Raw genomic sequence first — 25,592 nt, 5'->3', positions numbered from 1 at the left:
TTCTATTCCATTCTTTGAAAAAAGACATCACCGGCGGCGATCGGCAAGGCCGCGCCGTCTTCAGTGGCAAGCATCAGGAATCCACGTTCATCGATACCTGCGAATGTACCAACAAGCGAGCGGTCCGGCAGGTTCACTGTGATTTTTTCGCCCACGCCGCAGGCAACCTCGCGCCAGCGGCGGATGATGTGTGCCAGTCCGCCGACCTCAGTCCATGATTCCAGAACCTGCGCCATCTCCTTGTAAAGATGGGCAAAAAGCTCTTCCGGCGAGACGGCAGCACCGTGATCGGCAAGCCGTGTGACCGGATAAGGTGAACCTTCCGGCATGTGACGGATGTTGATGCCGATGCCGATCACCAGGGCGCGCCGGCCATCCGGCAAGGTCTCGGCTTCAAGCAGGATACCGCAGGTCTTGCGGCGACCGATGAGGATGTCGTTCGGCCACTTCACCTCCAGCGGGGCGCCATCCGGAGGCAGCACCTTGGCAATCGCCGCATGCACGGCCACGGCAACCGCGAGCGGCAAGGAGGCCATGTGTTCCGGCGAGGCAGGATTGATGAGAAGCAGGGAGGCGTAGAGATTGCCGGGTTCGGATGTCCAGGCACGCCCACGGCGGCCGCGGCCGGCCAGCTGGCGGCTTGCTGTCAGCCACAACAAACCGGGATCGCCCGCGCGAGCGCGGGCGAGACATTCGCTATTGGTTGAACCGACCTCGCCCAGCGCCTCGTGGCGAAACGCATCGAGCGAAAAGCGGCTCCGGCTTGCCGTCATCCTCAGAAGAAGGACTTCGCAGCAGCGTTTGCAGCGTTACCGATCGGGCCGCCGAACAGCACATAGGCCGTGACGAAGAGGCCCGACAGGCCAAAGACCAGGCGCAGCTCGCCGGAGATGCGGGCGAACTCGCCCTTGGCTTCGTCGAACCACATCACCTTGACGATGCGCAGGTAGTAGTAAGCGCCAACAACCGAGGACAGGACGCCGACGACGGCCAGTGCATAAAGCTTGGCTTCGATGGCGGCCACGAAGACGAAGTACTTGGCGAAGAAGCCTGCAAGCGGCGGGATGCCGGCCATGGAGAACATCAGTGCCGTCAGCACGATCGCCATGAAGGGCTTGGTCGAGGACAGGCCAGCGAGATCATCGACGTTCTCGGCATTCTCGCCTTCCTTGCGGCGCATCGCCATGATGCAGGCAAAGGTGCCGAGCGTCATGATCATGTAGATGGTCATGTAGAGCACGACGCCAGAAACGCCCGTCTCGGAACCTGCAGCCAGACCAACAAGCGCGTAGCCCATGTGGCCAATCGACGAATAGGCCATCAGGCGCTTGATGTTGCGCTGGCCGATTGCTGCGAACGAGCCGAGCAGCATGGACGCGATCGACACGAAGACGATGATCTGGCGCCAGTCGGCGAGGATCGGCATGAAGGCATCCGACACGAGGCGCACGAGGATCGCCATGGCGGCAACCTTCGGACCTGCGGCGAAGAAGGCCGTGACCGGAGTCGGTGCACCTTCGTAGACGTCCGGCGTCCACATGTGGAACGGCACGGCCGAGATCTTGAAGCAGGCGCCGGCGAGCACGAAGACCATGCCGAAGACGAGGCCGAGGTTGCGCGTTTCCGCGTTCAGCACGCTGGCGATCTCGTCGAAGCCGGTGTTGCCGGTGAAGCCGTAGACCAGCGACATGCCGTAGAGCATCATGCCGGACGACAGGGCGCCAAGGACGAAGTACTTGAGGCCGGCTTCCGTGGAGCGCAGGCTATCGCGGTTGAAGGCGGCGATGACGTAGAGCGCCAGCGACATCAGTTCGAGGCCGAGATAGACCGAGATCAGGTCGTTTGCCGAGATCAGAAGCATCATGCCGAGCGTCGAAAGCACCAGCAGGACCGGGAATTCGAAGCGGTTGAGCTGGTCCGACTTGGCGTGGCCGACGGACATGACCATCGCGGTGATCGAGCCGATCAGTGCAAGCACCTTCATGAAGCGGCTGAACGGATCCAGGATGAAGGCGCCGCCATAGGCCTCGCCCTCGCCCGACATGAAGATGAGCCAGAGCGCGGCAACCGCCAGAAGCGCAACCGCGAGACCGGTGACCGTCGTCGACGACTTGTCGCCCGAGAAGACGCCGATCATCAGGAGAACGAGCCCACCCACGGCCAGAATAAGCTCCGGCATGGAGAGCTGCAGGCTGAGCGATAGTATTTCAGCGTTCATAACCAGTCTAATCCCGTCTCAGCGCGCGTTGAGCGCAAGGTTCTGCGCAGCCTGGAGAGCCGCAGAGTAGTTGTTGACAACGAGGTCTACCGAGGCCGCCGTCGCGTCGAAGATCGGTGCCGGATAGAAGCCGTAGAAGATGGTCAGCGCGATCAGCGGATACAGCACGATCTTTTCACGGGTGGAAAGATCGAGCAGGCCCTTGAGGCTTTCCTTCTCAAGTGCGCCGAAGATCACCCGACGGTAGAGCCACAGCGCATAGGACGCCGAAAGGATGACGCCGGTCGCCGCAAAGAGAGCCACCCAGGTGTTAACGCGGAACACGCCGATGATCGTCAGGAACTCGCCGATGAAGCCGGAGGTGCCCGGCAGGCCGACGTTCGCCATGGTGAAGACCATGAAGGCGACGGCGTATTTCGGCATGTTGTTGACGAGGCCGCCATAGGCCGCGATTTCGCGGGTGTGCAGGCGGTCGTAGACGACGCCGACGCAAAGGAAGAGCGCGCCCGAGACGATGCCGTGCGACAGCATCTGGAAGATGGCGCCCTGCAGGCCCTGGACGTTGGCGGCGAAGATACCCATCGTCACGTAGCCCATGTGGGCAACGGAGGAATAGGCGATGAGCTTCTTGATGTCGTCCTGCATCATGGCCACCAGCGAGGTGTAGATGATGGCGATGACCGACAGTGCGAAGACCAGCGGCGCGAAGTAGTCGGACGCGAGCGGGAACATCGACAGCGAGAAGCGGATGAGACCGTAACCGCCGAGCTTCAGCATCACGCCGGCCAGGATGACGGAGCCTGCCGTCGGTGCCTGGACGTGTGCGTCCGGAAGCCAGGTGTGGACGGGCCACATCGGCATCTTGACCGAGAAGGCCGCAAAGCAGGCGAGCCAGAGCCAGGTCTGCATGCCGGCCGGGAAGCCGTACTTCAGCAGCGCCGTGATGTCGGTCGTGCCGGCCTGCCAGTACATCGCCATGATGGCAAGCATCATCAGCACCGAGCCGGTCAGCGTATAAAGGAAGAACTTGTAGGACGCGTAGACGCGATCCTTGCCGCCCCACACGCCGATGATGACGAACATCGGGATCAGCGTTGCTTCGAAGAAGACGTAGAAGAGAACGATGTCGAGCGACACGAAGACGCCGATCATGACCACTTCCAGAAGCAGGAAGGCGATCATGTATTCCTTCAGGCGCTTCTCCACCGACTCCCAGCTTGCAAGCACGCAGAAAGGCATGAGGAAGGTCGTCAGGATGACGAAGAGCATCGAGATGCCGTCAACACCCAGATGATAGGCGATGCCGGTACCGAGCCATTCCTTCTTCTCGACCATCTGGAAGCCCGGGTTCGAATTGTCGAAGCCGATCCAGATGAAGAGCGAGACGATGAAGGTGAACACCGTGGTGAACAGCGACACGTTCAGGATGTTGCGGCGGCCGTAGGGACCGTCTTCCCGCGTCAGAAGCAGGAGAAGAACGCCAACCAGCGGCAGGAAGGTGACCGTCGAGAGAATGGGCCAGTCGGTCATTAGAGAGAGCTCCCGAGCATCATCCAGGTAACGAGTGCGGCGATGCCGATCATCATTGCGAATGCGTAGTGGTAAAGGTAACCGGATTGCAGCTTGACGACCCGGTTGGTCACGTCAGCCACGCGGGCGGCAACGCCGTTGGGGCCGTAATTGTCGATGACGGCAACGTCACCCTTCTTCCAGAGGAACCGACCCAGGGCCTTTGCAGGGCGGACGAAAAGGAAGTCGTAGATCTCGTCGAAGTACCACTTGTTGAGCAGGAACTCGTAGAGGATCCGCTGCGATTCAGCCAGGCGGCGCGGCGTCGACGGAGACTTGATGTAGAAGTACCAGGCGGTCACGAGGCCGATCAGCATGGCGATGAAGGGGCTCAAGGCGACCCATGCCGGCACGTGGTGGAACTCGTGCAGCAGTTCATTGCTTTCGGCCGTGAACAGCGCCCCCTTCCAGAACACGTCGTATTCGTGGCCGTAGAACAGTTCCTTGAAGATCAAACCTGCGGCAATCGCGCCAATACCCAGGATGTAGAGCGGGATCAGCATCACCTGCGGCGATTCATGCACGTGGTGCATGACGTCGGCCGAGGCGCGCGGCTTGCCGAAGAAGGTGAGGAACATCAGGCGCCACGAGTAGAAGCTCGTGAACATCGCTGCGACGACCAGAAGCGTGAAGGCAAAGCCGGCAGCCGGCGAATGCGACGCGTAGGTTGCTTCGATGATGAAGTCCTTCGAGAAGAAGCCGGCAAAGCCGAGCGACGTGAACGGAATGCCGACGCCGGTAATGGCGAGCGTGCCGATCAGCATCATCACGAAGGTCGTCTTGATGTGGGGGCGCAGGCCGCCCATGTAGCGCATGTCCTGCTCACCATCGACGGCATGGATGACCGAGCCGGCGCAAAGGAACAGCAGGGCCTTGAAGAAGGCGTGCGTGAAGAGGTGGAAGATCGCCGCACCGTAGGCACCGACGCCCAGCGCTACGAACATGTAGCCCAGCTGCGAGCAGGTCGAGTAAGCGATGACGCGCTTGATGTCGTTCTGCACGAGGCCGACGGTTGCCGCGAAGAAGGCGGTGATCGCACCGATGATGGTGACGAACAGGAGCGCATCCGGCGACAGTTCAAAGAGCGGCGACATGCGGGCGACGAGGAAGACGCCGGCGGTCACCATGGTGGCGGCGTGGATGAGAGCCGACACAGGGGTCGGGCCTTCCATGGCGTCCGGCAGCCAGGTGTGCAGCAGGAACTGTGCCGACTTACCCATGGCGCCCATGAAGAGCAGCAGGCAGACAACCGTCAGCGCGCCGCTCTTGGTGACGGTCATGCCGAAGATGTTGGCGATCGCCTGCGAGGCTTCCGGAGCACCTTCTGCCGGCAGGTAGGTCGCAGCAGCGGCGAAGATTGTCTCGAAGCTGATCGAACCGAACAGCACGAAGATGCCGGCGATGCCAAGGATGAAGCCGAAGTCACCGACGCGGTTGACGATGAAGGCCTTCATGGCGGCAGCCGAAGCGGACGGCCGCTTGAACCAGAAACCGATCAGAAGGTACGAGGCCAGACCCACGCCTTCCCAGCCGAAGAACATCTGCGCCAGGTTGTCCGACGTGATGAGCATCAACATCGCGAAGGTGAAGAGCGACAGGTAGGCGAAGAAGCGCGGACGATGCGGGTCGTGGTGCATGTAGCCGATGGAATAGACATGCACGAGGGTCGACACGGTGTTGACCACGACGAACATGATCGCCGTCAGGGTGTCGACGCGGAAGGCCCATTCGACATCGATGCCGCCGGACTGGATCCAGCGCATCACCGGAACCTTGATCACCTCGCCGGCATCGCCATGAGCGAGTGCCACGTTGAAGAAGACGATCCAGGACAGGACAGCGGCGACGATCATCAGGCCGCTGGTGACGTATTCGGATGCCTTGGCACCGATTGAGCGACCGAAGAGGCCGGCGATCAGGAAGCCGATCAGGGGAAGGAAGACAATTGCCTTGTAGATCATGACCCGATCAGCCCTTCATCATATTGACGTCTTCGACCGCGATCGAGCCGCGGTTACGGTAGAAGACGACAAGAATTGCAAGACCGATGGCGGCTTCCGCAGCGGCGACGGTCAGAATGAACAATGCGAATACCTGGCCGACGATGTCGTTCAGGTAGGAGGAGAAGGCCACCATGTTGAGGTTGACCGAGAGCAGAATGAGCTCGATCGACATCAGGATGATGATGACGTTCCTGCGGTTAAGGAAGATGCCGAACACGCCAAGCGTAAAGAAGATGGCGCCGACCGTGAGATAATGGGAAAGACCGATTTCCATTTTCCTGTTCCTTTATCCGCCTCAGATGCCCTGGCCCGGCTTGACCTTGACCACTTCGACAGCGGTCTTGGGCGTGCGCGCGACCTGAGAGGCAATATTCTGGCGCTTGACGTCCTGGCGGTGACGCAGGGTCAGCACGATGGCTCCGATCATTGCGACCAGAAGGACGAGACCAGCGATTTCGAAGAAGTAGACGTAGTTCGTGTAGAGCACGTCGCCGAGGGCTGCCGTGTTGGAGCGCACCGCCGGGTTCGGGATCGGCATGGTGATCGCCTTGGTCGCTTCCGGCGTGATGACGCTGCCGCCGATGACGACGATCAGTTCGGCCGCCACGATGAGGCCGACCAGGATGCCGATCGGTGCATATTGCAGCACGCCGGAGCGGAACTCGGCGAAGTCGATTTCCAGCATCATCACGACGAAGAGGAAGAGAACCGCGACGGCGCCGATGTAGACCACCAGCAGGATCATCGCCAGGAACTCAGCCCCCGTCAGCAGAAAAAGACCGGCGGAGTTGAAGAACACCAGAATAAGGAACAGCACCGAGTGGACCGGGTTCTTGGCCGAGATGACCATGAACGCCGACGCCACCGCGACGAACGCAAAGAGATAAAAGAAGATAGCCTGCAGACCCATCGTGGTGCCTTTTCCGTCATCAGCCGGGCAAAGGCACAAGAGCCCTACCCTTCGAAACCCGGTGGACCGATGCTCACCGGGCATTTCATCCAGATCATGCCGGTGAAGCACTGCGAAGCAGCCTCACCGGAAGAAGCGTCCCGCCTCAGCGGTAGGGCGCGTCCAGCGCGAGGTTGCGTGCAATCTCGCGCTCCCAACGATCGCCGTTTTCCAAAAGCCGTGCCTTGTCGAAGTAAAGCTCTTCGCGGGTTTCCGTCGAGAACTCGAAGTTCGGGCCTTCGACGATCGCGTCGACCGGGCATGCCTCCTGGCAGAAGCCGCAATAAATGCACTTCACCATGTCGATGTCGTAACGGACCGTGCGGCGCGTGCCATCGTTGCGGCGCGGGCCGGCTTCGATGGTGATGGCCTGGGCCGGACAGATCGCTTCGCACAGCTTGCAGGCGATGCAGCGTTCTTCCCCGTTGGGGTAACGGCGCAGCGCATGCTCACCGCGGAAACGCGGCGAGTAATGCATCTTCTCGAACGGGTAGTTGATCGTCGCTTTCTGCCGGAAGAACAGGTACTTGAACGCCAGAGCGAAAGCGCTGACGAACTCCTTCAGGAAAAGCGAATTGGCGGCTTGGGCCAAACTAGCCATCGTTATTCTCCGATAAAGCCGAGCGTGAAGGATGGCACCATCAGCCGGCCCATCCCGTCAGCTTCAAAACAAATGCAACAATGATCAGCATGATCAGCGACAGCGGAAGGAAGACCTTCCAGCCGAGGCGCATGAGCTGGTCGTAGCGGTAGCGCGGCACGATCGCCTTCGCCATGGCGATACCGAAGAACACCATGATGACCTTCAGCAGGAACCAGATGATGCCCGGGACCCAGTTGATCAGCCAGAAGTCGAACGGCGGCAGCCAGCCTCCGAGGAAGAGGATCGTCGTCAGCGAGCAGATGAGCATGATGGCGGCATATTCGCCGAGCATCAGCATCATGTACGGAGCGGACGAATACTCGACCATGTAACCGGCAACCAGTTCCGATTCCGCTTCCGGAAGGTCGAACGGCGGACGGTTGGTTTCTGCTAGGCCCGAGATGAAGAAGATCACGAACATCGGGAAGAGCGGCAGCCAGTGCCAGTCGAGGAAGGTGTTCGGCAGACCCAGCATCGTGCCGAGGCCCGTCTTCTGGGCGTAGACGATGTCAGTGAGGTTCAGCGAGCCGACGCAAAGCAGGACGGTGACAATGACGAAGCCGATCGAGACTTCGTAGGACACCATCTGTGCCGCCGAACGCAGAGCGCCGAGGAACGGGTACTTGGAGTTGGAAGCCCAGCCACCCATGATGATGCCGTAAACTTCCAGCGACGAAATCGCGAAGACGTAGAGGATGCCGACATTGATGTTAGCAACCGCCCAGCCGTCGTTGAGCGGGATGACCGCCCAAGTGGCGAGAGCCAGCGTCACGGAAACGAGCGGCGCCAGGAGGAAGACGATCTTGTCGGCGCCAGCCGGAATGACGGGCTCCTTCAGGATGAACTTCAAAAGGTCGGCGAACGACTGGAACAGGCCGAAGGGACCAACGACGTTTGGACCGCGGCGCAGCTGCACGTTTGCCCAGACCTTACGGTCGGCGAGCAGGATGAAGGCGATAAAGACGAGCAAGCAGACCAGCAGCAGCAGCGACTGCCCAATCATGATCAACGCCGGCCAGACGTAGCTCGAGAAGAATGAGTCCATGTTCAAATTACTCCGCCGCAGCCTGGAAATTGTTGCGGGCCAACGCGGAGCATTCCGCCATGACGGCAGAAGCGCGCGCGATTGGGTTCGTCAAATAGAAGTCTTTGATCGGCGACGCAAACCCGGACTTCGTCATCTCACCGGCTTTTTGGCCGAGTGCGGCAATTTCATTCACGGAGCCAGCGGCAATCTCGTCAATATCGGCGAAATGCGGGTGCGCTGCGTAGAGCGCCGCACGCAGAGCCTGCAGCGAATCAAATGGCAGCTTCTTGCCGAGAACGTCCGACAGGGCGCGAAGGATGGCCCAGTCTTCACGTGCCTCGCCCGGCGCAAAACCAGCGCGGTTGCCCATCTGGACGCGGCCTTCGGTGTTGACCCAGGTCCCGGACTTTTCGGTATAGGCAGCGCCCGGCAGGATCACGTCTGCATGGTGTGCGCCGGCATCGCCGTGGCTGCCGATATAGACGGTGAACTTCGCGCCCTTGCGGGTGAAGTCGAGTTCATCGGCGCCGAGCAGGAAGAGGACGTCCATGGTGGCGAGCTGGGTGGCGGCATCCGCGCCGTTCGCACCCGGCACGAAGCCGAGATCGAGGCCGCCTACACGTGCAGCGGCGGTGTGGAGCACGCCGAAGCCATTCCACTCTTCCGTCAATGCGCCAACAGAACCGGCGAGCTGGGCAGCGGCAGCAAGGATCGCTGCGCCATCCGGACGGGCCAGAGCCCCCTGCCCTACGATGATCATCGGGTTCTGTGCGCCGCGCAGCTTGTCGACGAAGCTGTTGGCTCCGGAGGAAAGCTCGGACAGCGTGTCCGGACCTGCGCCGAGATATTCATAGGCATAACGCAGTTCGCTTGCTTCGCCGATCACGCCGATCGGGAAGTTGCCACGGCGCCAGCGTTTGCGGATACGGGCGTTGAGGACGGCTGCTTCGAGGCGCGGGTTGGCGCCAATCAGCAGCAGCGCGCCGGCCTGCTCGATACCTTCGATGGTCGGGTTGAAGATGTAGCTTGCACGACCGAGCGACGGATCAAGCGCCGTCCCGTCCTGGCGACAGTCGAGGTTTTCCGATCCAAGCGAACGGATGAGCTCCCTGAGCGCGTACATTTCTTCAACAGCGGCAAGATCACCGGCGATCGCGCCGATCTTGTCGGGGGTCGTGCCAGCGACCGCTGCCTGGATGGCGCCAAAGGCTTCACGCCAGGTGGCAGCCTGCAGGCGGCCGTCCTTGCGGACGTAAGGACGGTCGAGGCGCTGGGTCTTCAGGCCATCCCAGATGAAGCGGGTCTTGTCGGAGATCCACTCCTCGTTCACCTGCTCGTTGACGCGCGGCATGATGCGCATCACTTCGCGGCCACGGGTATCGACGCGGATGGCCGAGCCGAGCGCATCCATGACGTCGATCGATTCGGTCTTGCCGAGTTCCCACGGGCGGGCGGTGAAGGCGAAGGGACGCGAGGTCAGAGCACCGACCGGGCAAAGGTCGATGACGTTGCCCTGCAGTTCCGACGTCATCGCGTGTTCGAGATAGGTGGTGATTTCGGCATCTTCGCCGCGGCCGATGAGGCCAAGCTCGGAAATACCGCCCACTTCCGTCGTGAAACGGACGCAACGCGTGCAGTGGATGCAGCGGTTCATCACGGTCTTGACGAGCGGGCCGATGTACTTGTCTTCGACGGCGCGCTTGTTTTCGGTATAGCGCGAGGAATCGATGCCGAAGGCCATCGCCTGGTCCTGCAGGTCGCATTCGCCACCCTGGTCGCAGATCGGGCAATCCAGCGGGTGGTTGATGAGCAGGAATTCCATCACGCCTTCCCGGGCCTTCTTGACCATCGGCGTGTTGGTGAAGACTTCCGGAAGTTCGCCGTTCGGGCCGCCGCGGATATCGCGCACGCCCATGGCGCAGGAGGCTGCCGGCTTCGGCGGGCCACCCTTCACTTCAATGAGGCACATGCGGCAGTTGCCTGCCACCGACAGACGCTCGTGAAAACAAAAGCGCGGAACCTCGGCGCCGGCTTCCTCGCATGCCTGGAGCAGCGTGAAATGGTCCGGAACCTCGATCTCTTTGCCGTCTACCTTCAGCTTAACCATCGTCTCACTTACGTCCTTAGTTCCTCCCCTTGGGCTGGATCAGCCAAGGGAGATAATCTCTTACTTCACCAGAGCCTTTGCCTGGCCGACCCAATCGTCCCGGCCAATCCGCCCTTCAAGTCCCAGTTCCTGCTCGAACCGGGCAACATCTTCATCCGTCCATGCCGCGATATGGGCGATGTTTACGACGCCCTTGCCCTTCAGCACCGTTTCAAGCTTCGGACCGATGCCGGATATGCGCTTGAGGTCGCTTCCCGCGCCGCGTCTGTCAGTCCTGGCCTTCTGCGCCGCTTCGCTCTTCGGCTTTACCGCAACAGCCGCAGGCTGTTCAGCCTTCTTCCGGACCGGCGCCTTTGCCTTCACGACCGTTCCGGTCACCTCGGGCGTGGTCGGCGCGACAGGTTCCCTACGCGGCGACGGGCGAACCTCGGGCGTTACCGGCGCCTGCCGGTTGGTCGCCTCAAGCGCCGTCTGCATCACGCCGAAGAAGGCGTTCGCCATCTGGCTCGCAAAACCGAAGCCGATCGCGGTGGCCGCGGCCATGGCAGCAGCGGGCTGTGCCAGGAACGGGTTGTTCGCCAGCGCTTCGGAAAAATGCGCCGCATCGGCAAACGGCAGACGCGCGGAATCAGGCGCCGAACGATCCTTCGCCTCCCGATTCCGTTCGTTGCCGCTGGTGATCACGGTGCTTACTCCGCAGCTTCCATGACGGCGCCCTGCGCCGTGGCGTTGTGGGTGTACTGGTCGATGCGTGCTTCGATCTCGTCACGGAAGTTCCGGATCAGGCCCTGGACCGGCCATGCAGCCGCGTCGCCGAGCGCGCAGATGGTGTGGCCTTCGATCTGCTTGGTGACCTGGAACAGCATGTCGATTTCGCGCTTCTGGGCATTGCCCTTCACCATGCGCTCCATGACGCGCCACATCCAGCCGGTGCCTTCGCGGCACGGCGTGCACTGGCCGCAGCTTTCATGCTTGAAGAACTGCGACAGGCGGGCGATCGCCTTGATGATGTCGGTCGACTTGTCCATGACGATGACGGCGGCCGTACCGAAGGACGACTTCTTGTCGCGCATGCCGTCGAAGTCCATGATCGCGTCGCCCATGTCCTCGCCGCGGATGACCGGACAGGAAGCGCCGCCCGGGATGACGGCGAGCAGGTTATCCCAGCCGCCGCGGATGCCGCCGGCATGCTTGTCGATCAGCTCGCGGAACGGGATGCCCATGGCTTCTTCGACCGTGCACGGCTTGTTGACGTGGCCGGAGATCATGAACAGCTTGGTGCCGACATTGTTCGGGCGGCCGATCGACGAGAACCAGCCGGCGCCGCGGCGCAGGATGGTCGGGGCAACAGCGATCGATTCGACGTTGTTGACCGTGGTCGGGCAGCCATAAAGGCCCATGTTGGCCGGGAACGGCGGCTTCAGGCGCGGCTGGCCCTTCTTGCCTTCCAGGCTTTCGAGCAGCGCGGTTTCTTCACCGCAGATGTAAGCGCCGGCGCCATGGTGGACGTAGATGTCGAAGTCCCAGCCGTTCTTGTTGTTCGGGCCAAGCAGACCTGCGTCATAACATTCATCGATGGCGGCCTGCAGCGCTTCGCGCTCGCGCATGTATTCGCCGCGCACATAAATGTAGGCGGTGTGGGCACCCATGGCGAAACCGGCGATCACGCAGCCTTCGATCAGCGTATGCGGATCGTGGCGCATGATATCGCGGTCCTTGCAGGTACCGGGTTCGGATTCGTCGGCGTTGACGACGAGGTAGTGCGGACGGCCGTCCGATTCCTTCGGCATGAAGGACCACTTGAGACCGGTCGGGAAGCCTGCGCCGCCGCGACCGCGAAGGCCGGACGCCTTCATCTCGTTGATGATCCAGTCCCGGCCCTTTTCGAGAATCTGCTTGGTGCCATCCCAGTGGCCACGGCTCATCGCGCCCTTCAAGGACTTGTCCTTGAGGCCGTAGATATTGGTGAAGATGCGATCCTGGTCTTTAAGCATGGCTTATTCCGCCGATTCTGCGATTAGGTCGAGGCGCCCGTCCATATAAACCGGATTGGCGGCGCCTGCGAGCGTTGCGGCAATATTCGGAGCAACCATCACGTGTCTTTCTCCGTCTTCTTGCGCGAGCGCTTCGGCTTTAGGTCGCCGGAAACGGCGCCGGGCTCCGGCGGTGCTCCCTCGGCGGCGCTGCCGGCGCTCTTCGGATCAGGCTCGCTCTTGGCGGTAGCGGACAACGGCTGCTGTTCGGCGGCCTTCGCCTGAGCCTTGGCACCTTCCTTGTCGGTAACCGGCGTCTTGACGGCCGGATTGACTTCCGTTGCGGTGTCCTTCGGACGGCCGGCTTCGGCGGGCGGCATGGTTGCTCCCTCATCCGCCGTCGGCTGCGGCTCAAGGTTCGTGCGAACCGGCTTTACGTCTTCCAGAAGCGTCTGCGGGCCACCTTCCGGTGCGGAGAAATAGCGGTCGATCTGCGGGCCGGGCTTGATCTCGTCGCCGCGGCCAGCTTCGAAGGCGTCGATGATTTCTTCAAGACGCTCCGGCGTCAGATCTTCATAGGCATCCTTGAAGATGATGACCATCGGCGCATTTACGCATGCGCCCTGACATTCCACTTCTTCCCAGGAGAGGGTCCCGTCGGCGTTGAGCTCGAGCGGATCGTGGTGGATCTTGCGCTGACAGACCTTCATCAGGTCTTCTGCACCGCGCAGCATGCAAGGCGTCGTGCCGCAGACCTGGATATGGGCGCGCTTGCCGACCGGCTTCAGCTGGAACTGCGTGTAGAATGTCGCGACTTCGAGAACGCGGATGAACGGCATCTCCAGGCGGTTTGCAACATATTCGATGCAAGCCTTGGTGACCCAACCGTCCTGCTCCTGCGCCCGCATCAACAGCGGGATCACGGCAGACTGCTGCCGCCCTGCCGGGTATTTCCTGATCGTTGCCTCGGCCCAGACGGCATTCTCGTCATTGAACGCGAATGCTGCCGGCTGCACCTGGTCTTCGGCTAATCGACGAACGGACATTCTTTTCCACGCCTTATCAGTTTACGGATCCACACCGCGATCTCGTGACGGTCACGAATTCGCAAGCGTAGGCAGACTTGTCTTTCTGCATGAACACAATGACCTTGGTTCCGCTCTGAACCGAGGCCTTGATCTCGTAACCCTGCGAAACGAGATCACCCATGGACTTGGAGCCCGCACTTGCCGTTGAGCTGCCGACCGGCGGCGCAAGTTCGCCGTCCTGCGCAAGCGCAGCGGTCGAGCCCACGAGCAGAGCGGAGATCAGGGCGATGGTGCGGATCATCAGCGATCCACCTCACCGAACACGATGTCGAGCGAGCCCAGAACCGCCGTCACGTCGGCGAGCTGGTGCTTCTTGCACATGTAGTCCATCGCCTGAAGGTGGGCGAAGCCCGGAGCGCGCAGCTTGACACGGTACGGCTTGTTGGTGCCATCAGCGACGAGGTAGACGCCGAATTCGCCCTTCGGCGCCTCGACGGCCGCATAAACTTCGCCGGCCGGCACGTGGAAGCCTTCCGTGTAGAGCTTGAAGTGGTGGATCAGCGCTTCCATCGAACGCTTCATCTCGCCACGCTTCGGCGGTACGACCTTGCCGTCCACCGAGGAGACCGGTCCGGTGCGCTCGCTGCCAAGCAGCCGGTTGACGCACTGCTTCATGATCTTCACCGACTCGCGCATTTCCAGCATGCGGATCAGGTAGCGGTCATAGCAGTCGCCGTTCTTGCCGACCGGAATGTCGAAATCCATTTCGCTGTAGCATTCGTAGGGCTGCGCACGACGCAGGTCCCAGGCAGCGCCGGAGCCGCGCACGAGCACGCCGGAGAAGCCCCAGCTCCATGCATCGGCAAGCGAGATCACGCCGATATCGACGTTACGCTGCTTGAAGATGCGGTTGTCGGTCAGCAGCGCCTCGATGTCGTCCAGCACCTTCAGGAACGGATCGCACCAGTTGCCGATGTCCTCGACCAGCTCCGGCGGGAGATCCTGGTGGACGCCACCCGGACGGAAATAGGCAGCGTGCATGCGCGCACCCGAAGCGCGCTCGTAGAAGCTCATCAGCTTCTCGCGCTCTTCAAAGCCCCAGACCGGCGGCGTCATGGCGCCGATGTCCATGGCCTGGGTGGTGACGTTCATGATGTGGCTGAGAAGGCGGCCGATTTCCGAATAAAGGACACGAATCAGCTGGCCGCGGATCGGAACCTCGAGCTTGAGCAGCTTTTCGATCGCCAGACAGTAGGCATGCTCCTGGTTCATCGGCGCGACGTAATCGAGCCGGTCCAGGTAAGGAAGCGCCTGCAGATAGGTCTTCGACTCCATCAGCTTTTCTGTGCCGCGATGCAGGAGCCCGATATGCGGATCGACGCGTTCGACGATCTCACCATCCAGTTCCAGAACAAGTCGCAGAACGCCGTGCGCGGAAGGATGCTCCGGGCCGAAGTTGATCGTAAAGTTGCGAACGTTGTGTTCAGTCATACCGCTTGCTCCATGCCCGACGGAAACACCGTAAGAGGCGGGAAATATTGATGCCGGCGCAGGCGCCAGCTCTTACGACTTCGCCTTTTCGTCACCGGGCAGGACATAGTCCGTGCCTTCCCAGGGCGACAAGAAATCGAAGCTCCGGAACTCCTGGCGCAGTTCGACGGGCTCGTAGATCACCCGCTTGGCGCTATCGTCGTAACGAACTTCAAAATAACCGGTCGTGGGGAAGTCCTTGCGGAGCGGATGCCCTTCGAAACCGTAGTCGGTCAGGATTCGGCGCATATCGCCGTGCCCGGCAAACGGAATGCCGTACATGTCCCAGGTTTCGCGCTCGAACCATTCCGCGCCCATGTAAATGGAGGTTGCGGACGGCACGAGTTCGTCCTCGCCCACCATGAGCTTGACGCGCACGCGCAGGTTCTGGCGTGGCGACAGCAGGTGGTAGACGACATCGAACCGCTTTTCGCGCGCCGGGTAATCGACGCCGCAGATATCGATGAAGCTCACGAATTCGCACTGCACATCATCGCGAAGGAAGGTGAGCAGCGGCAGGATGCTTTCGGTCGTCGTAATCAGCGTGAGCTCGCCATTGGCGATCACGGCATCTTCCACGAGAGAAGAGCGTGCTTCGCGCACATAGGTCGAAAGCTCGGCCAGGGCTTCAGTCATGTGTACGGTCCTCGAGCCTTAGCGTTCGATCGTGCCGGTGCGCCGGATCTTCTTCTGCAGCAGGAGCACGCCGTAAAGCAGCGCTTCTGCCGTGGGAGGACAGCCCGGAACATAGATGTCTACCGGGAGGATACGGTCGCAGCCGCGCACCACCGAGTAGGAATAGTGGTAATAACCACCGCCGTTGGCGCAGGAGCCCATCGAGATGACGTAGCGCGGCTCCGGCATCTGGTCATAGACCTTGCGGAGCGCAGGCGCCATCTTGTTGGTCAGCGTGCCGGCAACGATCATCACGTCGGACTGGCGCGGCGAGGCGCGCGGCGCAACACCGAAGCGCTCCATGTCGTAACGCGGGCCGGAAACCTGCATGAGGCCTTCGACGGCGCAGCAAGCAAGGCCGAACTGCATCCACATCAGGGACCCGGTACGGGCCCAGGTGATCAGCGAGTCGGCCGTGGTGACGAGGAAGCCGCGATCGGCCAGCTCGTTGTTGATTTCACCGAAGTAAGCATCATCGCTGCCGATGGGCTTGCCGGTATTGGGATCGATAATCCCCTTGGGCTGTGGCGCAACGAGGGTGCTGCCGCTATCGACTACTCCCATTCCAGCGCTCCTTTCTTCCATTCATAGATGAAGCCGACCGTCAACACGCCCAGGAAGACCATCATGGACCAGAAGCCGAACCAGCCAAGCTCCCCAAACGAGACCGCCCACGGGAACAGGAAGGCCACTTCGAGGTCGAAGATGATAAAGAGGATCGAAACCAGGTAGAACCGGATGTCGAACTTGATGCGCGCATCATCGAACGCATTGAATCCGCATTCGTAGGCCGACAGCTTCTCCGGATCGGGAGCCTTGTAGGCAACTGCAAAGGGCGCCACCAGAAGCGCGATTCCGATCACCAAGGAGATTCCGATGAAGATCGCGATCGGGACGTAGGAAGTGAGAAGTTCACTCATGGCATTCAATCCCAGCCTGCCAAGAAGCGTCGGGCGACACTTTGGAGACGCAATGCGCGGGCAAGCAAACGTGCATTGCAATAATTACGCCGTGACTAGCGCAGGCGACGCCACCGCGCAAGCACTTTGAACAACAGATCTTGTGCCATTTCAGCACAAGCGGGAGGGCATAAGAAGACGTCCACAGACTTCACGGCGAAAGACACACCGCAAGAGGGCGCAGCAGGAACCGGACCCTATAAAGAAGAGACCGAGGCAACAACCGGGAGGCAAACAGCAGAAAGCGACCGCACGGGATCGTGAAGCCACTCGAAGAGGAAGATACCGGATCCGTGAAAAGAATGGCGCGAGTGACGGGGCTCGAACCCGCGACCTCCGGCGTGACAGGCCGGCACTCTAACCGACTGAGCTACACCCGCGCATAATGCCCCGAGGGGCGGCCCGCCCAGGCTCGGAAGCCCGGAAGGGAGAGTTTCGAGGAAGAGAATGGCGCGAGTGACGGGGCTCGAACCCGCGACCTCCGGCGTGACAGGCCGGCACTCTAACCGACTGAGCTACACCCGCATCCTTCTCGAGAGGCAAGCCCCTCGCCCGTCGGCCTCGACCGGTCGGGTGAGCGGGTCTCTAAGAGGTTCGGCTGCAGGTGTCAAGCAGGTTTCCCGACAAAAGAATGAGGCCGATGCGCTTTCCCCATGCACAGGCACAATCCGGTGGGGCATGTGCAAAAATTTCAAAAAAACATCATCTAGGCTCTTGCGGTTTTTCTGCGATCCGAATAGATCACGGCCACCGACGCGGCGGGCTTCACCAAGCCTCAGCACAGCGGACGGGCGATTAGCTCAGTTGGTAGAGCGCTTCGTTTACACCGAAGATGTCGGGAGTTCGAGTCTCTCATCGCCCACCATTTTTCCTCCCCTTCTTGATGATTTTCAGTCCGTCCCAACGTAGCATCGTGTGATTTGCGCGTGGACGTATTTTTTTGCTGTCTCGGTAATTCGCGCGTCGCCTGATTGCACCCTCCTCAACAGAATCAGCGAGCTAACGCCACCTGGCCCGGTGATTCACGCGGCCTGAGGGGCACGGGCCTCCCCTTTTTATCCACGCCCATCCACGGCTCCTTACACTTGGCTCCATCCGGGCATGCCTGCCCGCACAGCCAAAGGAGCGCTCATGCTGGATCTCAGTCTTTCAACAACGGGCCTGCCCTGCCGCCGAACGGGCCCCTCTGCCAACGGGGCCTTTGCCGCACTGGCACTGGCCGCGACCCGACGCGTCGATATCGTCAGCCTCGGTGACAGCAATATCCGTTCGGGCGGTTCCGGCTGGGACGACGGAATCGCCTACGCCATGGCGCAGCGGTTTCCACAATACGCGACTCATCTCGGCATCGTCGGCAGCGACAACGACGGCTACCTTGAGGCCGATGGGTTGTTTCCGAGCGGGGTCTTTGAAGCGACGACCGGCATTCCCGCCGAACTTACCCCCTACACACTGCCGAGCACGGGCAACATGGGCCCGTACCAATATTATACCGGCGTGAATGTGAGCACAGCGGGCAACGGGCTGGTGCTCGATGCGAGCCATCCGATCGGTGTGAGCGGGATGCTGCGCGCCCATTATGGATTCGGCACCTTTGTTCGGGCGGCGGAAGCTTCAAGCCATCCTGGCGGCGCGACAACAGCCCGTTCAGTGGGCTTATCAAGGGAGCAAGTGTTTCAGCGCAGACCGGGGCTTTCGGTTCGACCCGCACGACACTCGATCTTCCGGCAGATCCGCTGCGCAACTTCCCAGTTCGCGCCCAGTGGTCGCGGCCTGCATCCGGCACCGATACGATGGAGCCGAACTTTCTGCTGTTGTGGCAGCGAATCGAACGACCGGATCGTACCGCCGGCTGGAGCCATCACACGCTCTATGGCGTTGGCGGCCAGTCGCTCTATGACATAGCCGTCTGGCTCATCGCCCAGAGCGATGCGTCGCTCACCAACTATTTTGCCCTGCTGCGGTCCTTCCACACGGCGGTCGGCCAGGATCCGGTGATCGTCATCCGCATCAATTCCGGCGCGAACGATCGCAATGAAACGGCCATGCCGTCACTTGGCCCGGCGCCCTCTTCTGATCCGGATAATGCGCAGGCTTATGTGGACAATCTCGCGGCAATCGTGCTTCGCATCGAATCGATCTTTTCGATGAACGGCTGGGCGCTTTCTGAACTGCATTGGCTGATCACGCCGACGCACCGGCTGAGCGACCCCGATGACGCCGAGCTTGTGTCCTACCGCGATGCGGCCAAGGCATGGGCCGCGACCCGGGCGCGGACATCGGTCGTGGATTTGGCCGCGATGATGACCGCGGCCGAGGCAATCGCTTCAGGATGGTACGACGCCGGCGGCGCAATCCACCTCACGCAGGCGGGCTACCGCGCGCTTGCGGTGCGCGAACTCGCCGGCGGACTCTAGAGAATCAGCCTGCAGCGACCGGGTGCGAAGCTGCAGGCTGTCTCCTTGCTTCAAGCGAACTCAACCATCGGCGCTTTGCGCCTCGGCGCGCCGGCGGCCTCCGCCATGTCCCAGGCCCGCGTTCGGCCAGCGGTCCTTGATCCGCACTGCCGGGTTGCCGGCGTAAATACCATTCTCGAGCAGATCACCGAATGCGACGGCACCGGCGCCTAGCACGCTGTTGTCTCCCACCGTGACGCCGGGACCGACGATCGCCTTGGAACAGATCCAGGCATTGCGGCCGATCGTGATCGGCTTCGTGACCAGCGGGAAATCGGGATGTGAATAATCATGCGTGCCAGCGCAGAGATGGGCGCCTTGAGAGACAAGTGCCTGACGCATCAGCGTCACCGTTGCGGTGTTGTAGATCTCCGCACGGCCGCCGATGATGGACCGCTCCATCATCACCAGGTTGGACGGGAGCCAGATCCTGGCGCTTCCATGAACATTCGCGCCCTTTTCCATCCGTGCACCGAATGCTCTGAGAACCAGACGGCGCCAGCCGCCAAACTGCCTCGGTGTCCAGGCACAGGCGAGAAGCCACACGATGTTCCAGCACAACCGCAGCAATCGATGTCGCAGAGGGTATGTCGGCCCTCCGTCAAACAGTGTTTTGGTAGAGCAAGATGCCTGCACTGGATCAGCCCCTTCCCACTGCTCGATGGAGTACGTTCAGGAGGCTCTGGGCCGCAGCATCGATCTGGAAATGCTCCTCGTAACAACGCCGCGCAGCCACCCGCATCCCCTGCTTCTGGTCCCCTTGAAGCTGAAGCCAACGGTCAAGCAGGCGCGAGACACCGTCGACGGTGTCAACCTCGACCAGCCCGCCGCCACTTGCCTTTACCTGCGGCCAGATGTTCACCTTGTCAGTGATCAGCACCGGCACGGCGCAGGCCAGTGCCTCGGCAACCGCGATGCCGAAATTCTCCTGGTGGGATGGCAGGATGAAAGCATCCGCGCCGCGGAACGCGCCCCACTTCGCATCACCTTGCAACATGCCAGTCCAATGCAGGCGGGAGCCGACGCCCAGACGATCCGCCTGCGCCTGCAGGCGCGGCCCGAGACCGGACTGGTCCGGTCCCGCAAGAACAAGCTGAAGGTCCGGCGCATGGCCGGCGATTCGCGCGAAAGCCTCGGTCAGGAGGTCGCAGCCCTTCTTCTCGTGAATGCGGGACAGGAAAAGCAGGTAAGGCCGGCTCTTCAAACGAGGCACGGCGGCTTGGAATGCGGCGCGCTGGGCATGCGACGGCGGAGGCGGTTCGGCGATGCCGTACCGCACGACCTCTTCGCAGTAGCGATAACCGCGGAAGGCGCCACTGGCCAGACGCCGCTCCTCCTCGGTGGTAAAGAGGACGGCGCGGGCATCCCGAAGCGCCCGCCCCTGCGCCAGCGTCCACACCACCTGTTTTGCCAGGTGCTTGGCTGGATAGGCATGGCCGAACCACGGATCCATCATGCCGTGGACGATCTGCACATATGGCAGGCCCGCCTGCCGCAGCGCCAGCCACCCGCCCAACGATGCCCAGTTCCAGAGGCCGTGGATCACTGCCACGTCGAAGCGACGGGCGTCTCGGCGGATCCGATCGGTGAGTTGAAACGGAAATCCCCTGCGGCCGTGGCCACCGCAGGCGTGGACAGGCAGGCCGACCTCTCCCAGGAACCTCGCCGACGGATCGTCGAGGCTGACGATTTCGCTGCGGTGACCCCAGTCACCCATCTTCTCTGCGCTGAGCCTCAGGCCCTCGATCGGGCCGCCGCTTCTCGGGTCAACCGTCGCGATGATGTTCAGCACGTTCATGCCGCCCCCACCAAAGAGGTTACAGCCGCGGCGAAAGCTGCGCTGTCTCCGCGCGCGCTGTCCGCCAAGCTGCGTTCAGCGAAGGTCGACCAGAGGGCTTCGTCTTCCGCCAAGAGCTTCATGAAAAAAGCCGTACCCTCAGGATTGTCCGGCTCGACAACAAAGCCGTTGTAGCCGCTGCGCACCAGTTCATCGCGCGCGCCACATCGATCCGACACGATGACCGGCACGCCCATCGCCTGCGCTTCGATGACGACATTGCCGAACTGTTCCTCGGTGCTGAGCAGGAGCACGGCGACCGTGGAGCCGAGCCGCTTGGCGATGTCGGGCGACTGGAGAAAGCCTTCGAAGATGACCTCTGTTTGCAGACCCAGAGAATTGACCTTCGCCCGGAGATCCGCCTCCAGCGGACCCGACCCGCAGATGCGAAGCTTTCTCGGGTGCGCGGTCATCCGGCGGTATGCCGCGTAAGCCTCCACCGTGACGAAAAGGTTCTTCTTCTCGATCAACCTGGCGATGACGGTGAAATGCCGATCGGCAAAAGGCGTGCCCGACGGTGCGGGATCGCGGCCAGCCTGCTTCCGCACTCTTGCCAGCGAGAGGGTGTTGTAGTCCGGTTCGACACGTTCGATACCGAGCCACCGGAGATAATCCTGCGAGCGCGTCCCGGCGGCGATCGAACAATGTACGGCAGCATGAACAGGCGCTTTCCAAGCTCACGGCCGATATGGCGTCGACTGTCGTCGAACTTGGAGCAGGCCATCGTATAGACCTTCATGCCATTAAGCCGCATGAGGACCACCGCGAGAAAAATTGCGGGCATCTCATAGTGGCTGAGAAAGACGTGGGTAACGTGTTCTCGCTGACAGGTCCTCCAGATCCTCCACGCCGTCACCCAGGTGGAGCGGCGCGCGGGCTTCTCCGGGTATAATGTCATTTTCCTGAATGATGCGGCTGGCGCATCCCAGCCGTAGGTCGGGCTGGTGCCAAAGAGTTCGACGCCGATCATTTTTGCGCCCGTCCCCGCCACGGCTTCGCATCGATCCACATGCATCGGCCCAAAATTGTCCCAGACGAAAGCGATGACGGGCCGGTGCGTGTTCTGCATCTATCGCCCCGGCGCTGGAACGATGGTTGAAAACGGCATCCTCTTTTGTGGCGTGGCGTGAAAGGCGTAGAGGGCGGCGCTCAAGCACGCCGCCTCCGCCACGGCGAGCGCTACACCGGCACCTGACAGGCCTGCCGCCGCCGCACCCAGGTAGATCAGCAGAGCATTCAATGGTGTGAGCGCGAGAAGAACGACCGCAAAACCGCTGTGCGAGTTTGTCGCCATCAGCAGGTTGGCGGCAACGCTCCAGCCGCCATGGGCCACCATTCCCAGGGCTATCACAACCATGAAACCCTCGCCTGGCTCGATGTTGCCGGCGGTCCACCAGGTGATCATGTCACTACCGAAGAGGGCGAGAACGACGGCAGAGGGTAACAGGATCAACGCAACCAAAAGCCGTTGAGGTGAACCAGGTGTTGGCGCCGCTCACGCGAACCAAGGGCAGTCGCGGAGGCAAGCGACGGCATGGTCGCGCGGCTGACGACGCCGATACATTGGATCGGAATGCGGCTCACCGTGCGCACCGTGGCGAAGACAGCAGCGGCGGCCGGCGAAAGCACCGCGCCGATGATCAGCACGGATGTTTGCAGCATGATCGACAGGCTGGCGGAAATTGCCATGCCACTAAGCGCCGGCTTCACGAGCCGGCGAAGTTCCGCCAAGGAAACCGCGCTGAGGCTCAATGCCAGCCACGGCACGCGGTGCTTCAACAGGGCATGGACCACCAAGATGTTGACCAACCGACCGGCGATCATCACCAGGCAAACGTCCCCATAGTCCCCGCCCGCACAAACCACCAGCAGCGTCACCATCAGTTCGGCAAAGGTCAGAATGTCATAGGTCAGGGTGCCGGCGGCATACGCTCCATTGGCGCGCAGCGCTGCGAGACTGACGCGGGAAATCAAGGCAAGGCCGCAGTAGAGGAGCAGCAGGTGCAAGGCGCCAACATTGCCTGCCAGCCAAGTTGCACCTGTGACCGCCCAAAGCGCCAGACCTCCAATGAGGTTGATCGCAACCGCAACGGTAGCTACGAGGGTGGCTAGCGCGTTGAACAACCGGCGGACGCCATCCTTCTCGCCGCGCGCTGCCCGTGCTGTCATCTCGCTGGTACTGGCGGCCAGGAAGCCCAGGTCGGTGAGAGCGAGATAGGCAGGGATGGTCGTCAACATCAGCCAGGTGCCGTAGCCGGTCGCACCCCATGCCCCGACCATCACCGGTATGCTGACGATCTGGCCCATGGCAACAAGAACAAGGCCGAGGGCATTGGCAGCAGAGGCACGGGAGATTTCGCCGGTTAGGCTCATGCGCGGAGGACCTCCGCGAGTGCCTTCATGGCGGTCGTCTTCGAGAGTGACTGCGCCAAACCTGCCTGCGATCCGGAAAAGTCTGCCTGTTTCCTGGAGGCGGCAATAATCGCCTCGGCAAGTTGCGCCGGATCATCAGGAGGTACGATGTAAGCGGAACCCGTCAGGAGGTCGGCGAGCTCGGTTCCCGCGTCCGCTGTGACCAAGATCGGTCTGCCGCTCGCCACCATCGCATTCAGCTTCGAAGGCAGGCCCATGTCCGCCACGACTTTCTCCTGCGGCAAGATATGGAGATCCGGCATGTTCATGAGTTCGTTCAGCCGCGACCGAGGTTGAAACGGCATGAATCGAACATTCGGCAGCTCTCCCGCTCGGGCCTCGAGCTCCTTCCGCAACGGCCCCTCGCCCACGAGGACAAAGTGGATGTGAGCGTCATCACGAAGCCGTGCGGCGGCGTCAATGAGACCATGCAGTCCCTGCTTTGCGCCGAGCGTCCCGGCATAGAGAACAACGAAGTCACCGGTATCGAAGCCCAACTGGCTCCTGTAGGTGCTCGTCCGTTCGAGCGGATAAATCTCTTCAAGATCAACCCAGTTGCGGACGAGCGAAAGCTTGGCGGGTGCCACGCCCCGCGCGAGCAGTCTCGTCCTCATGTGTTCGGAAATGATGACGAGCCGATCGACGCCTGCCATCGTCATCTTCTCGAATGTCTCGGCGAGGCGCCTCACCCAGTGCCGCTCCCTCAGGTGCCCAACAGCGAAGGCTGCATCCACTTCGAGATCCTGGACATGCAGGATGACCTTGGCGCCGACCAGCCTGGCAGCGACGATCGCCACGGGAGCGGCGAGTAGCGTCGGCTCGATGCAGAACACGATCTGCGGCCGCCGGCGGAGGATCTGCCAGACCACGATAGGCGCCGAGGTGACTGCGAAGGAAAGCGGCGCGAGAAGCCGCCAGATGCCCTGCATCCGGTCCCTGAGGATGAGCGGTGTGCGGAAGACGCTAATGCCATTGTCTTCTGCCCGGGAGTAGCTATTGCGATAGCCCTTGGAGACCTGCCAGGCCGGATAATGCGGCGGTGTCGTGACGACGGTGACATTCCAACCGTCGTCGGAGAGATGCCGCGCAATCTCCCCCGTGTACTTACCAACGCCGACAAGTTCCGGCGTGTAGTTCATGCCGTAGACGACAATGCTCCTGGCAGGTGCCGTGGCTGCTGCCGTCGCCCCGCCGTTTGTAGCGACCGCTGCATTGCCATCAAGACTGTCAGCGGTCGTCAGTGTCATGCAGCATCTCCCTGGCTACGCTCAAGATATTCGCCCTTGAGGAAGGCGGCGTAAGCATCTGCCACACCCTCTTCCAATCCGATCTTCGGTGACCACCCCATTGCGCGCAGCTTGTCGGCGCTCATCAGCTTGCGCGGCGTGCCGTCTGGTTTGGAGAGGTCATGGACGATCTCACCCTCGTATCCGACGACCTTGCAGACTAGCTTCGTGAGATCGAGGATGGTGATGTCTTTGCCGGAGCCGACATTGACGTGGGTGTCGTCGGAATAAGTCTTAATCAGATGTAGGCAGGCATCGGCACAGTCATCGACATGCAAGAATTCACGCCGCGGCGTGCCGGTGCCCCAGACGGTTATGGAGGTAGCACCACCGACCTTTGCCTCATGCGCCTTGCGGATCAGCGCCGGCATGACATGGCTGGACTTCAGGTCGAAGTTGTCGCCCGGGCCATAAAGGTTGGTCGGCATGGCGGAGATGAAGTCACGGCCGTGCTGGCGTCGGTAGGCCTGGCAGAGCTTGATGCCGGCGATCTTGGCGATCGCATACCACTCATTGGTCGGCTCAAGCTCACCCGTCAGAAGCGACTCTTCGCGGATCGGCTGCTCGGCAAACTTCGGATAGATGCAGGACGAGCCAAGGAACAGCAGCTTCTCCACACCGACCCTGTGGGCAGCATGGATGATGTTGGCTTCCAGGATGAGGTTGTCATAAAGGAAGTCGGCCGGATAGGTATCGTTGGCAAGGATGCCGCCGACCTTGGCCGCTGCGAGGAAGACGGCGTCCGGACGGTTCTTCTCCATCCAGGCCTCGACATCGGCCTGGCGGGTCAGGTCCAGTTCCGAGCGGGTGGCAGTGAGGATCTCACAGCCTTCGGATGCCAAGCGCCTAACAATGGCCGAACCCACCATGCCGCGATGGCCGGCGACATAAACTCTTTTGCCCTTGAGGTCATAAGCCAT

At 61.5% G+C, this 25,592-nt stretch carries 27 protein-coding genes and 3 tRNA genes; 3 read left to right on the top strand and 27 right to left on the bottom strand.

Translation table 11 applies throughout. The annotated features are described in order from the left end of the window. Nucleotides 1–2: 2 nt before the first annotated feature. The 19 genes from CYG48_RS04510 to CYG48_RS04420 all read right to left on the bottom strand — a co-directional run bounded on the left by CYG48_RS04510 (nt 3) and on the right by CYG48_RS04420 (nt 17,206). Nucleotides 3–773: a biotin--[acetyl-CoA-carboxylase] ligase gene (locus CYG48_RS04510; protein WP_118849285.1), complete on the bottom strand. Its 771-nt coding sequence runs from the start codon at nt 771–773 to the stop codon at nt 3–5. A 2-nt stretch (nt 774–775) separates the two neighbouring features. Then, nucleotides 776–2,218, bottom strand: coding sequence for an NADH-quinone oxidoreductase subunit NuoN (nuoN, locus tag CYG48_RS04505; protein WP_118849284.1), 1,443 nt, complete (start codon nt 2,216–2,218; stop codon nt 776–778). An 18-nt stretch (nt 2,219–2,236) separates the two neighbouring features. Continuing rightward, a complete protein-coding gene (locus CYG48_RS04500) occupies nt 2,237–3,748 on the bottom strand; it encodes an NADH-quinone oxidoreductase subunit M (RefSeq protein WP_118849283.1) in 1,512 nt (503 codons plus the stop codon). Then, nucleotides 3,748–5,748, bottom strand: a complete 2,001-nt coding sequence (gene nuoL / locus CYG48_RS04495; RefSeq protein ID WP_118849282.1) for an NADH-quinone oxidoreductase subunit L — start codon at nt 5,746–5,748, stop codon at nt 3,748–3,750. The genes CYG48_RS04500 and nuoL overlap by 1 nt, the downstream gene beginning before the upstream one ends. Before the next feature lie 7 nt (nt 5,749–5,755). Continuing rightward, entirely contained in the window at nt 5,756–6,064 is a 309-nt protein-coding gene (nuoK, locus tag CYG48_RS04490; protein ID WP_118849281.1) for an NADH-quinone oxidoreductase subunit NuoK, read from the bottom strand. A 21-nt stretch (nt 6,065–6,085) separates the two neighbouring features. Next, the gene (locus CYG48_RS04485; RefSeq protein WP_118849280.1) at nt 6,086–6,700 is read right to left on the bottom strand and encodes an NADH-quinone oxidoreductase subunit J; all 615 of its coding nucleotides are present in this window, start codon (nt 6,698–6,700) and stop codon (nt 6,086–6,088) included. A 145-nt stretch (nt 6,701–6,845) separates the two neighbouring features. Beyond that, nucleotides 6,846–7,340, bottom strand: coding sequence for an NADH-quinone oxidoreductase subunit NuoI (gene nuoI, locus CYG48_RS04480; RefSeq protein WP_118849279.1), 495 nt, complete (start codon nt 7,338–7,340; stop codon nt 6,846–6,848). 40 nt (nt 7,341–7,380) lie between these two features. Next, nucleotides 7,381–8,427, bottom strand: a complete 1,047-nt coding sequence (gene nuoH / locus CYG48_RS04475) for an NADH-quinone oxidoreductase subunit NuoH (RefSeq protein ID WP_118851492.1) — start codon at nt 8,425–8,427, stop codon at nt 7,381–7,383. Between the two features lie 7 nt (nt 8,428–8,434). Next, the gene (gene nuoG, locus CYG48_RS04470; protein WP_118849278.1) at nt 8,435–10,516 is read right to left on the bottom strand and encodes an NADH-quinone oxidoreductase subunit NuoG; all 2,082 of its coding nucleotides are present in this window, start codon (nt 10,514–10,516) and stop codon (nt 8,435–8,437) included. 60 nt (nt 10,517–10,576) lie between these two features. Next, on the bottom strand, nt 10,577–11,200 hold the full coding sequence (locus CYG48_RS04465; RefSeq protein ID WP_118849277.1) for a 5' DNA nuclease: 624 nt from the start codon (nt 11,198–11,200) through the stop codon (nt 10,577–10,579). A gap of 5 nt (nt 11,201–11,205) precedes the next feature. Beyond that, complete coding sequence (gene nuoF, locus CYG48_RS04460; RefSeq protein WP_118849276.1) at nt 11,206–12,510, bottom strand: NADH-quinone oxidoreductase subunit NuoF; 1,305 nt, start codon at nt 12,508–12,510, stop codon at nt 11,206–11,208. 98 nt (nt 12,511–12,608) lie between these two features. Then, entirely contained in the window at nt 12,609–13,535 is a 927-nt protein-coding gene (gene nuoE, locus CYG48_RS04455) for an NADH-quinone oxidoreductase subunit NuoE (RefSeq protein WP_118849275.1), read from the bottom strand. A 16-nt stretch (nt 13,536–13,551) separates the two neighbouring features. Further along, a complete protein-coding gene (locus tag CYG48_RS04450; protein WP_118849274.1) occupies nt 13,552–13,818 on the bottom strand; it encodes a hypothetical protein in 267 nt (88 codons plus the stop codon). Then, a complete protein-coding gene (locus CYG48_RS04445; protein WP_118849273.1) occupies nt 13,818–15,008 on the bottom strand; it encodes an NADH-quinone oxidoreductase subunit D in 1,191 nt (396 codons plus the stop codon). Before CYG48_RS04445 ends, CYG48_RS04450 begins: the two co-directional genes overlap by 1 nt. Before the next feature lie 72 nt (nt 15,009–15,080). Further along, on the bottom strand, nt 15,081–15,683 hold the full coding sequence (locus tag CYG48_RS04440) for an NADH-quinone oxidoreductase subunit C (RefSeq protein ID WP_118849272.1): 603 nt from the start codon (nt 15,681–15,683) through the stop codon (nt 15,081–15,083). Between the two features lie 18 nt (nt 15,684–15,701). Next, the gene (locus tag CYG48_RS04435; protein ID WP_199925214.1) at nt 15,702–16,286 is read right to left on the bottom strand and encodes a NuoB/complex I 20 kDa subunit family protein; all 585 of its coding nucleotides are present in this window, start codon (nt 16,284–16,286) and stop codon (nt 15,702–15,704) included. Then, the gene (locus CYG48_RS04430; protein ID WP_118851491.1) at nt 16,277–16,642 is read right to left on the bottom strand and encodes an NADH-quinone oxidoreductase subunit A; all 366 of its coding nucleotides are present in this window, start codon (nt 16,640–16,642) and stop codon (nt 16,277–16,279) included. The genes CYG48_RS04435 and CYG48_RS04430 overlap by 10 nt, the downstream gene beginning before the upstream one ends. A 342-nt stretch (nt 16,643–16,984) precedes the next feature. Further along, nucleotides 16,985–17,061: transfer RNA gene (locus CYG48_RS04425), tRNA-Asp, on the bottom strand. A gap of 68 nt (nt 17,062–17,129) precedes the next feature. Then, nucleotides 17,130–17,206, bottom strand: a tRNA-Asp gene (locus CYG48_RS04420). Nucleotides 17,207–17,470: 264 nt separating this feature from the next. Between CYG48_RS04420 and CYG48_RS04415 the strand changes: the two genes are divergently transcribed. The 3 genes from CYG48_RS04415 (at nt 17,471) to CYG48_RS04405 (ending at nt 19,098) form a co-directional block, all read left to right on the top strand. Continuing rightward, a tRNA-Val gene (locus CYG48_RS04415) sits at nt 17,471–17,546 on the top strand. 266 nt (nt 17,547–17,812) lie between these two features. After that, complete coding sequence (locus CYG48_RS22250; RefSeq protein ID WP_150132686.1) at nt 17,813–18,586, top strand: hypothetical protein; 774 nt, start codon at nt 17,813–17,815, stop codon at nt 18,584–18,586. Next, a complete protein-coding gene (locus CYG48_RS04405) occupies nt 18,496–19,098 on the top strand; it encodes a GDSL-type esterase/lipase family protein (RefSeq protein WP_199925213.1) in 603 nt (200 codons plus the stop codon). The genes CYG48_RS22250 and CYG48_RS04405 overlap by 91 nt, the downstream gene beginning before the upstream one ends. Before the next feature lie 60 nt (nt 19,099–19,158). Here CYG48_RS04405 and CYG48_RS04400 read toward each other — a convergent pair whose 3' ends face one another. From CYG48_RS04400 to fcl, 8 genes are all read right to left on the bottom strand, one after another. After that, nucleotides 19,159–19,602 (bottom strand): DapH/DapD/GlmU-related protein, encoded by a 444-nt coding sequence (locus CYG48_RS04400; protein WP_245450411.1) that lies wholly within the window; start codon nt 19,600–19,602, stop codon nt 19,159–19,161. 175 nt (nt 19,603–19,777) lie between these two features. Continuing rightward, nucleotides 19,778–20,935 (bottom strand): glycosyltransferase, encoded by a 1,158-nt coding sequence (locus tag CYG48_RS04395; protein ID WP_118849267.1) that lies wholly within the window; start codon nt 20,933–20,935, stop codon nt 19,778–19,780. After that, on the bottom strand, nt 20,932–21,444 hold the full coding sequence (locus CYG48_RS04390) for a glycosyltransferase (protein ID WP_199925212.1): 513 nt from the start codon (nt 21,442–21,444) through the stop codon (nt 20,932–20,934). The genes CYG48_RS04395 and CYG48_RS04390 overlap by 4 nt, the downstream gene beginning before the upstream one ends. Continuing rightward, entirely contained in the window at nt 21,441–22,043 is a 603-nt protein-coding gene (locus tag CYG48_RS22390; RefSeq protein ID WP_199925211.1) for a hypothetical protein, read from the bottom strand. Before CYG48_RS22390 ends, CYG48_RS04390 begins: the two co-directional genes overlap by 4 nt. Next, nucleotides 22,044–22,379 (bottom strand): hypothetical protein, encoded by a 336-nt coding sequence (locus CYG48_RS04385; RefSeq protein WP_150132685.1) that lies wholly within the window; start codon nt 22,377–22,379, stop codon nt 22,044–22,046. Nucleotides 22,380–22,423: 44 nt separating this feature from the next. Continuing rightward, a complete protein-coding gene (locus CYG48_RS04380) occupies nt 22,424–23,347 on the bottom strand; it encodes a hypothetical protein (RefSeq protein ID WP_118849264.1) in 924 nt (307 codons plus the stop codon). After that, on the bottom strand, nt 23,344–24,633 hold the full coding sequence (locus CYG48_RS04375; protein ID WP_118849263.1) for a WcaI family glycosyltransferase: 1,290 nt from the start codon (nt 24,631–24,633) through the stop codon (nt 23,344–23,346). The genes CYG48_RS04380 and CYG48_RS04375 overlap by 4 nt, the downstream gene beginning before the upstream one ends. Next, on the bottom strand, nt 24,630–25,592 hold the full coding sequence (gene fcl / locus CYG48_RS04370; protein ID WP_118849262.1) for a GDP-L-fucose synthase: 963 nt from the start codon (nt 25,590–25,592) through the stop codon (nt 24,630–24,632). Before fcl ends, CYG48_RS04375 begins: the two co-directional genes overlap by 4 nt.

The sequence above is a fragment of the Neorhizobium sp. SOG26 genome (assembly GCF_003491345.1).
Classification (GTDB): Bacteria; Pseudomonadota; Alphaproteobacteria; order Rhizobiales; family Rhizobiaceae; genus Neorhizobium; species Neorhizobium turbinariae.
Note: the sequence above shows the minus strand (reverse complement) of the source record. Positions and strands in the feature narration are given on the sequence as shown.

Coding starts and splice junctions, on each gene's coding strand:
- CYG48_RS04510 (WP_118849285.1), bottom strand. CDS start 773: ATGACGGCAAGCCGGAGCCGCTTTTCGCTCGATGCGTTTCGCCACGAG.
- nuoN (WP_118849284.1), bottom strand. CDS start 2,218: ATGAACGCTGAAATACTATCGCTCAGCCTGCAGCTCTCCATGCCGGAG.
- CYG48_RS04500 (WP_118849283.1), bottom strand. CDS start 3,748: ATGACCGACTGGCCCATTCTCTCGACGGTCACCTTCCTGCCGCTGGTT.
- nuoL (WP_118849282.1), bottom strand. CDS start 5,748: ATGATCTACAAGGCAATTGTCTTCCTTCCCCTGATCGGCTTCCTGATC.
- nuoK (WP_118849281.1), bottom strand. CDS start 6,064: ATGGAAATCGGTCTTTCCCATTATCTCACGGTCGGCGCCATCTTCTTT.
- CYG48_RS04485 (WP_118849280.1), bottom strand. CDS start 6,700: ATGGGTCTGCAGGCTATCTTCTTTTATCTCTTTGCGTTCGTCGCGGTG.
- nuoI (WP_118849279.1), bottom strand. CDS start 7,340: ATGGCTAGTTTGGCCCAAGCCGCCAATTCGCTTTTCCTGAAGGAGTTC.
- nuoH (WP_118851492.1), bottom strand. CDS start 8,427: ATGGACTCATTCTTCTCGAGCTACGTCTGGCCGGCGTTGATCATGATT.
- nuoG (WP_118849278.1), bottom strand. CDS start 10,516: ATGGTTAAGCTGAAGGTAGACGGCAAAGAGATCGAGGTTCCGGACCAT.
- nuoF (WP_118849276.1), bottom strand. CDS start 12,510: ATGCTTAAAGACCAGGATCGCATCTTCACCAATATCTACGGCCTCAAG.
- nuoE (WP_118849275.1), bottom strand. CDS start 13,535: ATGTCCGTTCGTCGATTAGCCGAAGACCAGGTGCAGCCGGCAGCATTC.
- CYG48_RS04450 (WP_118849274.1), bottom strand. CDS start 13,818: ATGATCCGCACCATCGCCCTGATCTCCGCTCTGCTCGTGGGCTCGACC.
- CYG48_RS04445 (WP_118849273.1), bottom strand. CDS start 15,008: ATGACTGAACACAACGTTCGCAACTTTACGATCAACTTCGGCCCGGAG.
- CYG48_RS04440 (WP_118849272.1), bottom strand. CDS start 15,683: ATGACTGAAGCCCTGGCCGAGCTTTCGACCTATGTGCGCGAAGCACGC.
- CYG48_RS04435 (WP_199925214.1), bottom strand. CDS start 16,286: ATGGGAGTAGTCGATAGCGGCAGCACCCTCGTTGCGCCACAGCCCAAG.
- CYG48_RS04430 (WP_118851491.1), bottom strand. CDS start 16,642: ATGAGTGAACTTCTCACTTCCTACGTCCCGATCGCGATCTTCATCGGA.
- CYG48_RS22250 (WP_150132686.1), top strand. CDS start 17,813: ATGCTGGATCTCAGTCTTTCAACAACGGGCCTGCCCTGCCGCCGAACG.
- CYG48_RS04400 (WP_245450411.1), bottom strand. CDS start 19,602: ATGGAAAAGGGCGCGAATGTTCATGGAAGCGCCAGGATCTGGCTCCCG.
- CYG48_RS04395 (WP_118849267.1), bottom strand. CDS start 20,935: ATGAACGTGCTGAACATCATCGCGACGGTTGACCCGAGAAGCGGCGGC.
- CYG48_RS22390 (WP_199925211.1), bottom strand. CDS start 22,043: ATGCAGAACACGCACCGGCCCGTCATCGCTTTCGTCTGGGACAATTTT.
- CYG48_RS04385 (WP_150132685.1), bottom strand. CDS start 22,379: ATGATCACCTGGTGGACCGCCGGCAACATCGAGCCAGGCGAGGGTTTC.
- CYG48_RS04380 (WP_118849264.1), bottom strand. CDS start 23,347: ATGAGCCTAACCGGCGAAATCTCCCGTGCCTCTGCTGCCAATGCCCTC.
- CYG48_RS04375 (WP_118849263.1), bottom strand. CDS start 24,633: ATGACACTGACGACCGCTGACAGTCTTGATGGCAATGCAGCGGTCGCT.
- fcl (WP_118849262.1), bottom strand. CDS start 25,592: ATGGCTTATGACCTCAAGGGCAAAAGAGTTTATGTCGCCGGCCATCGC.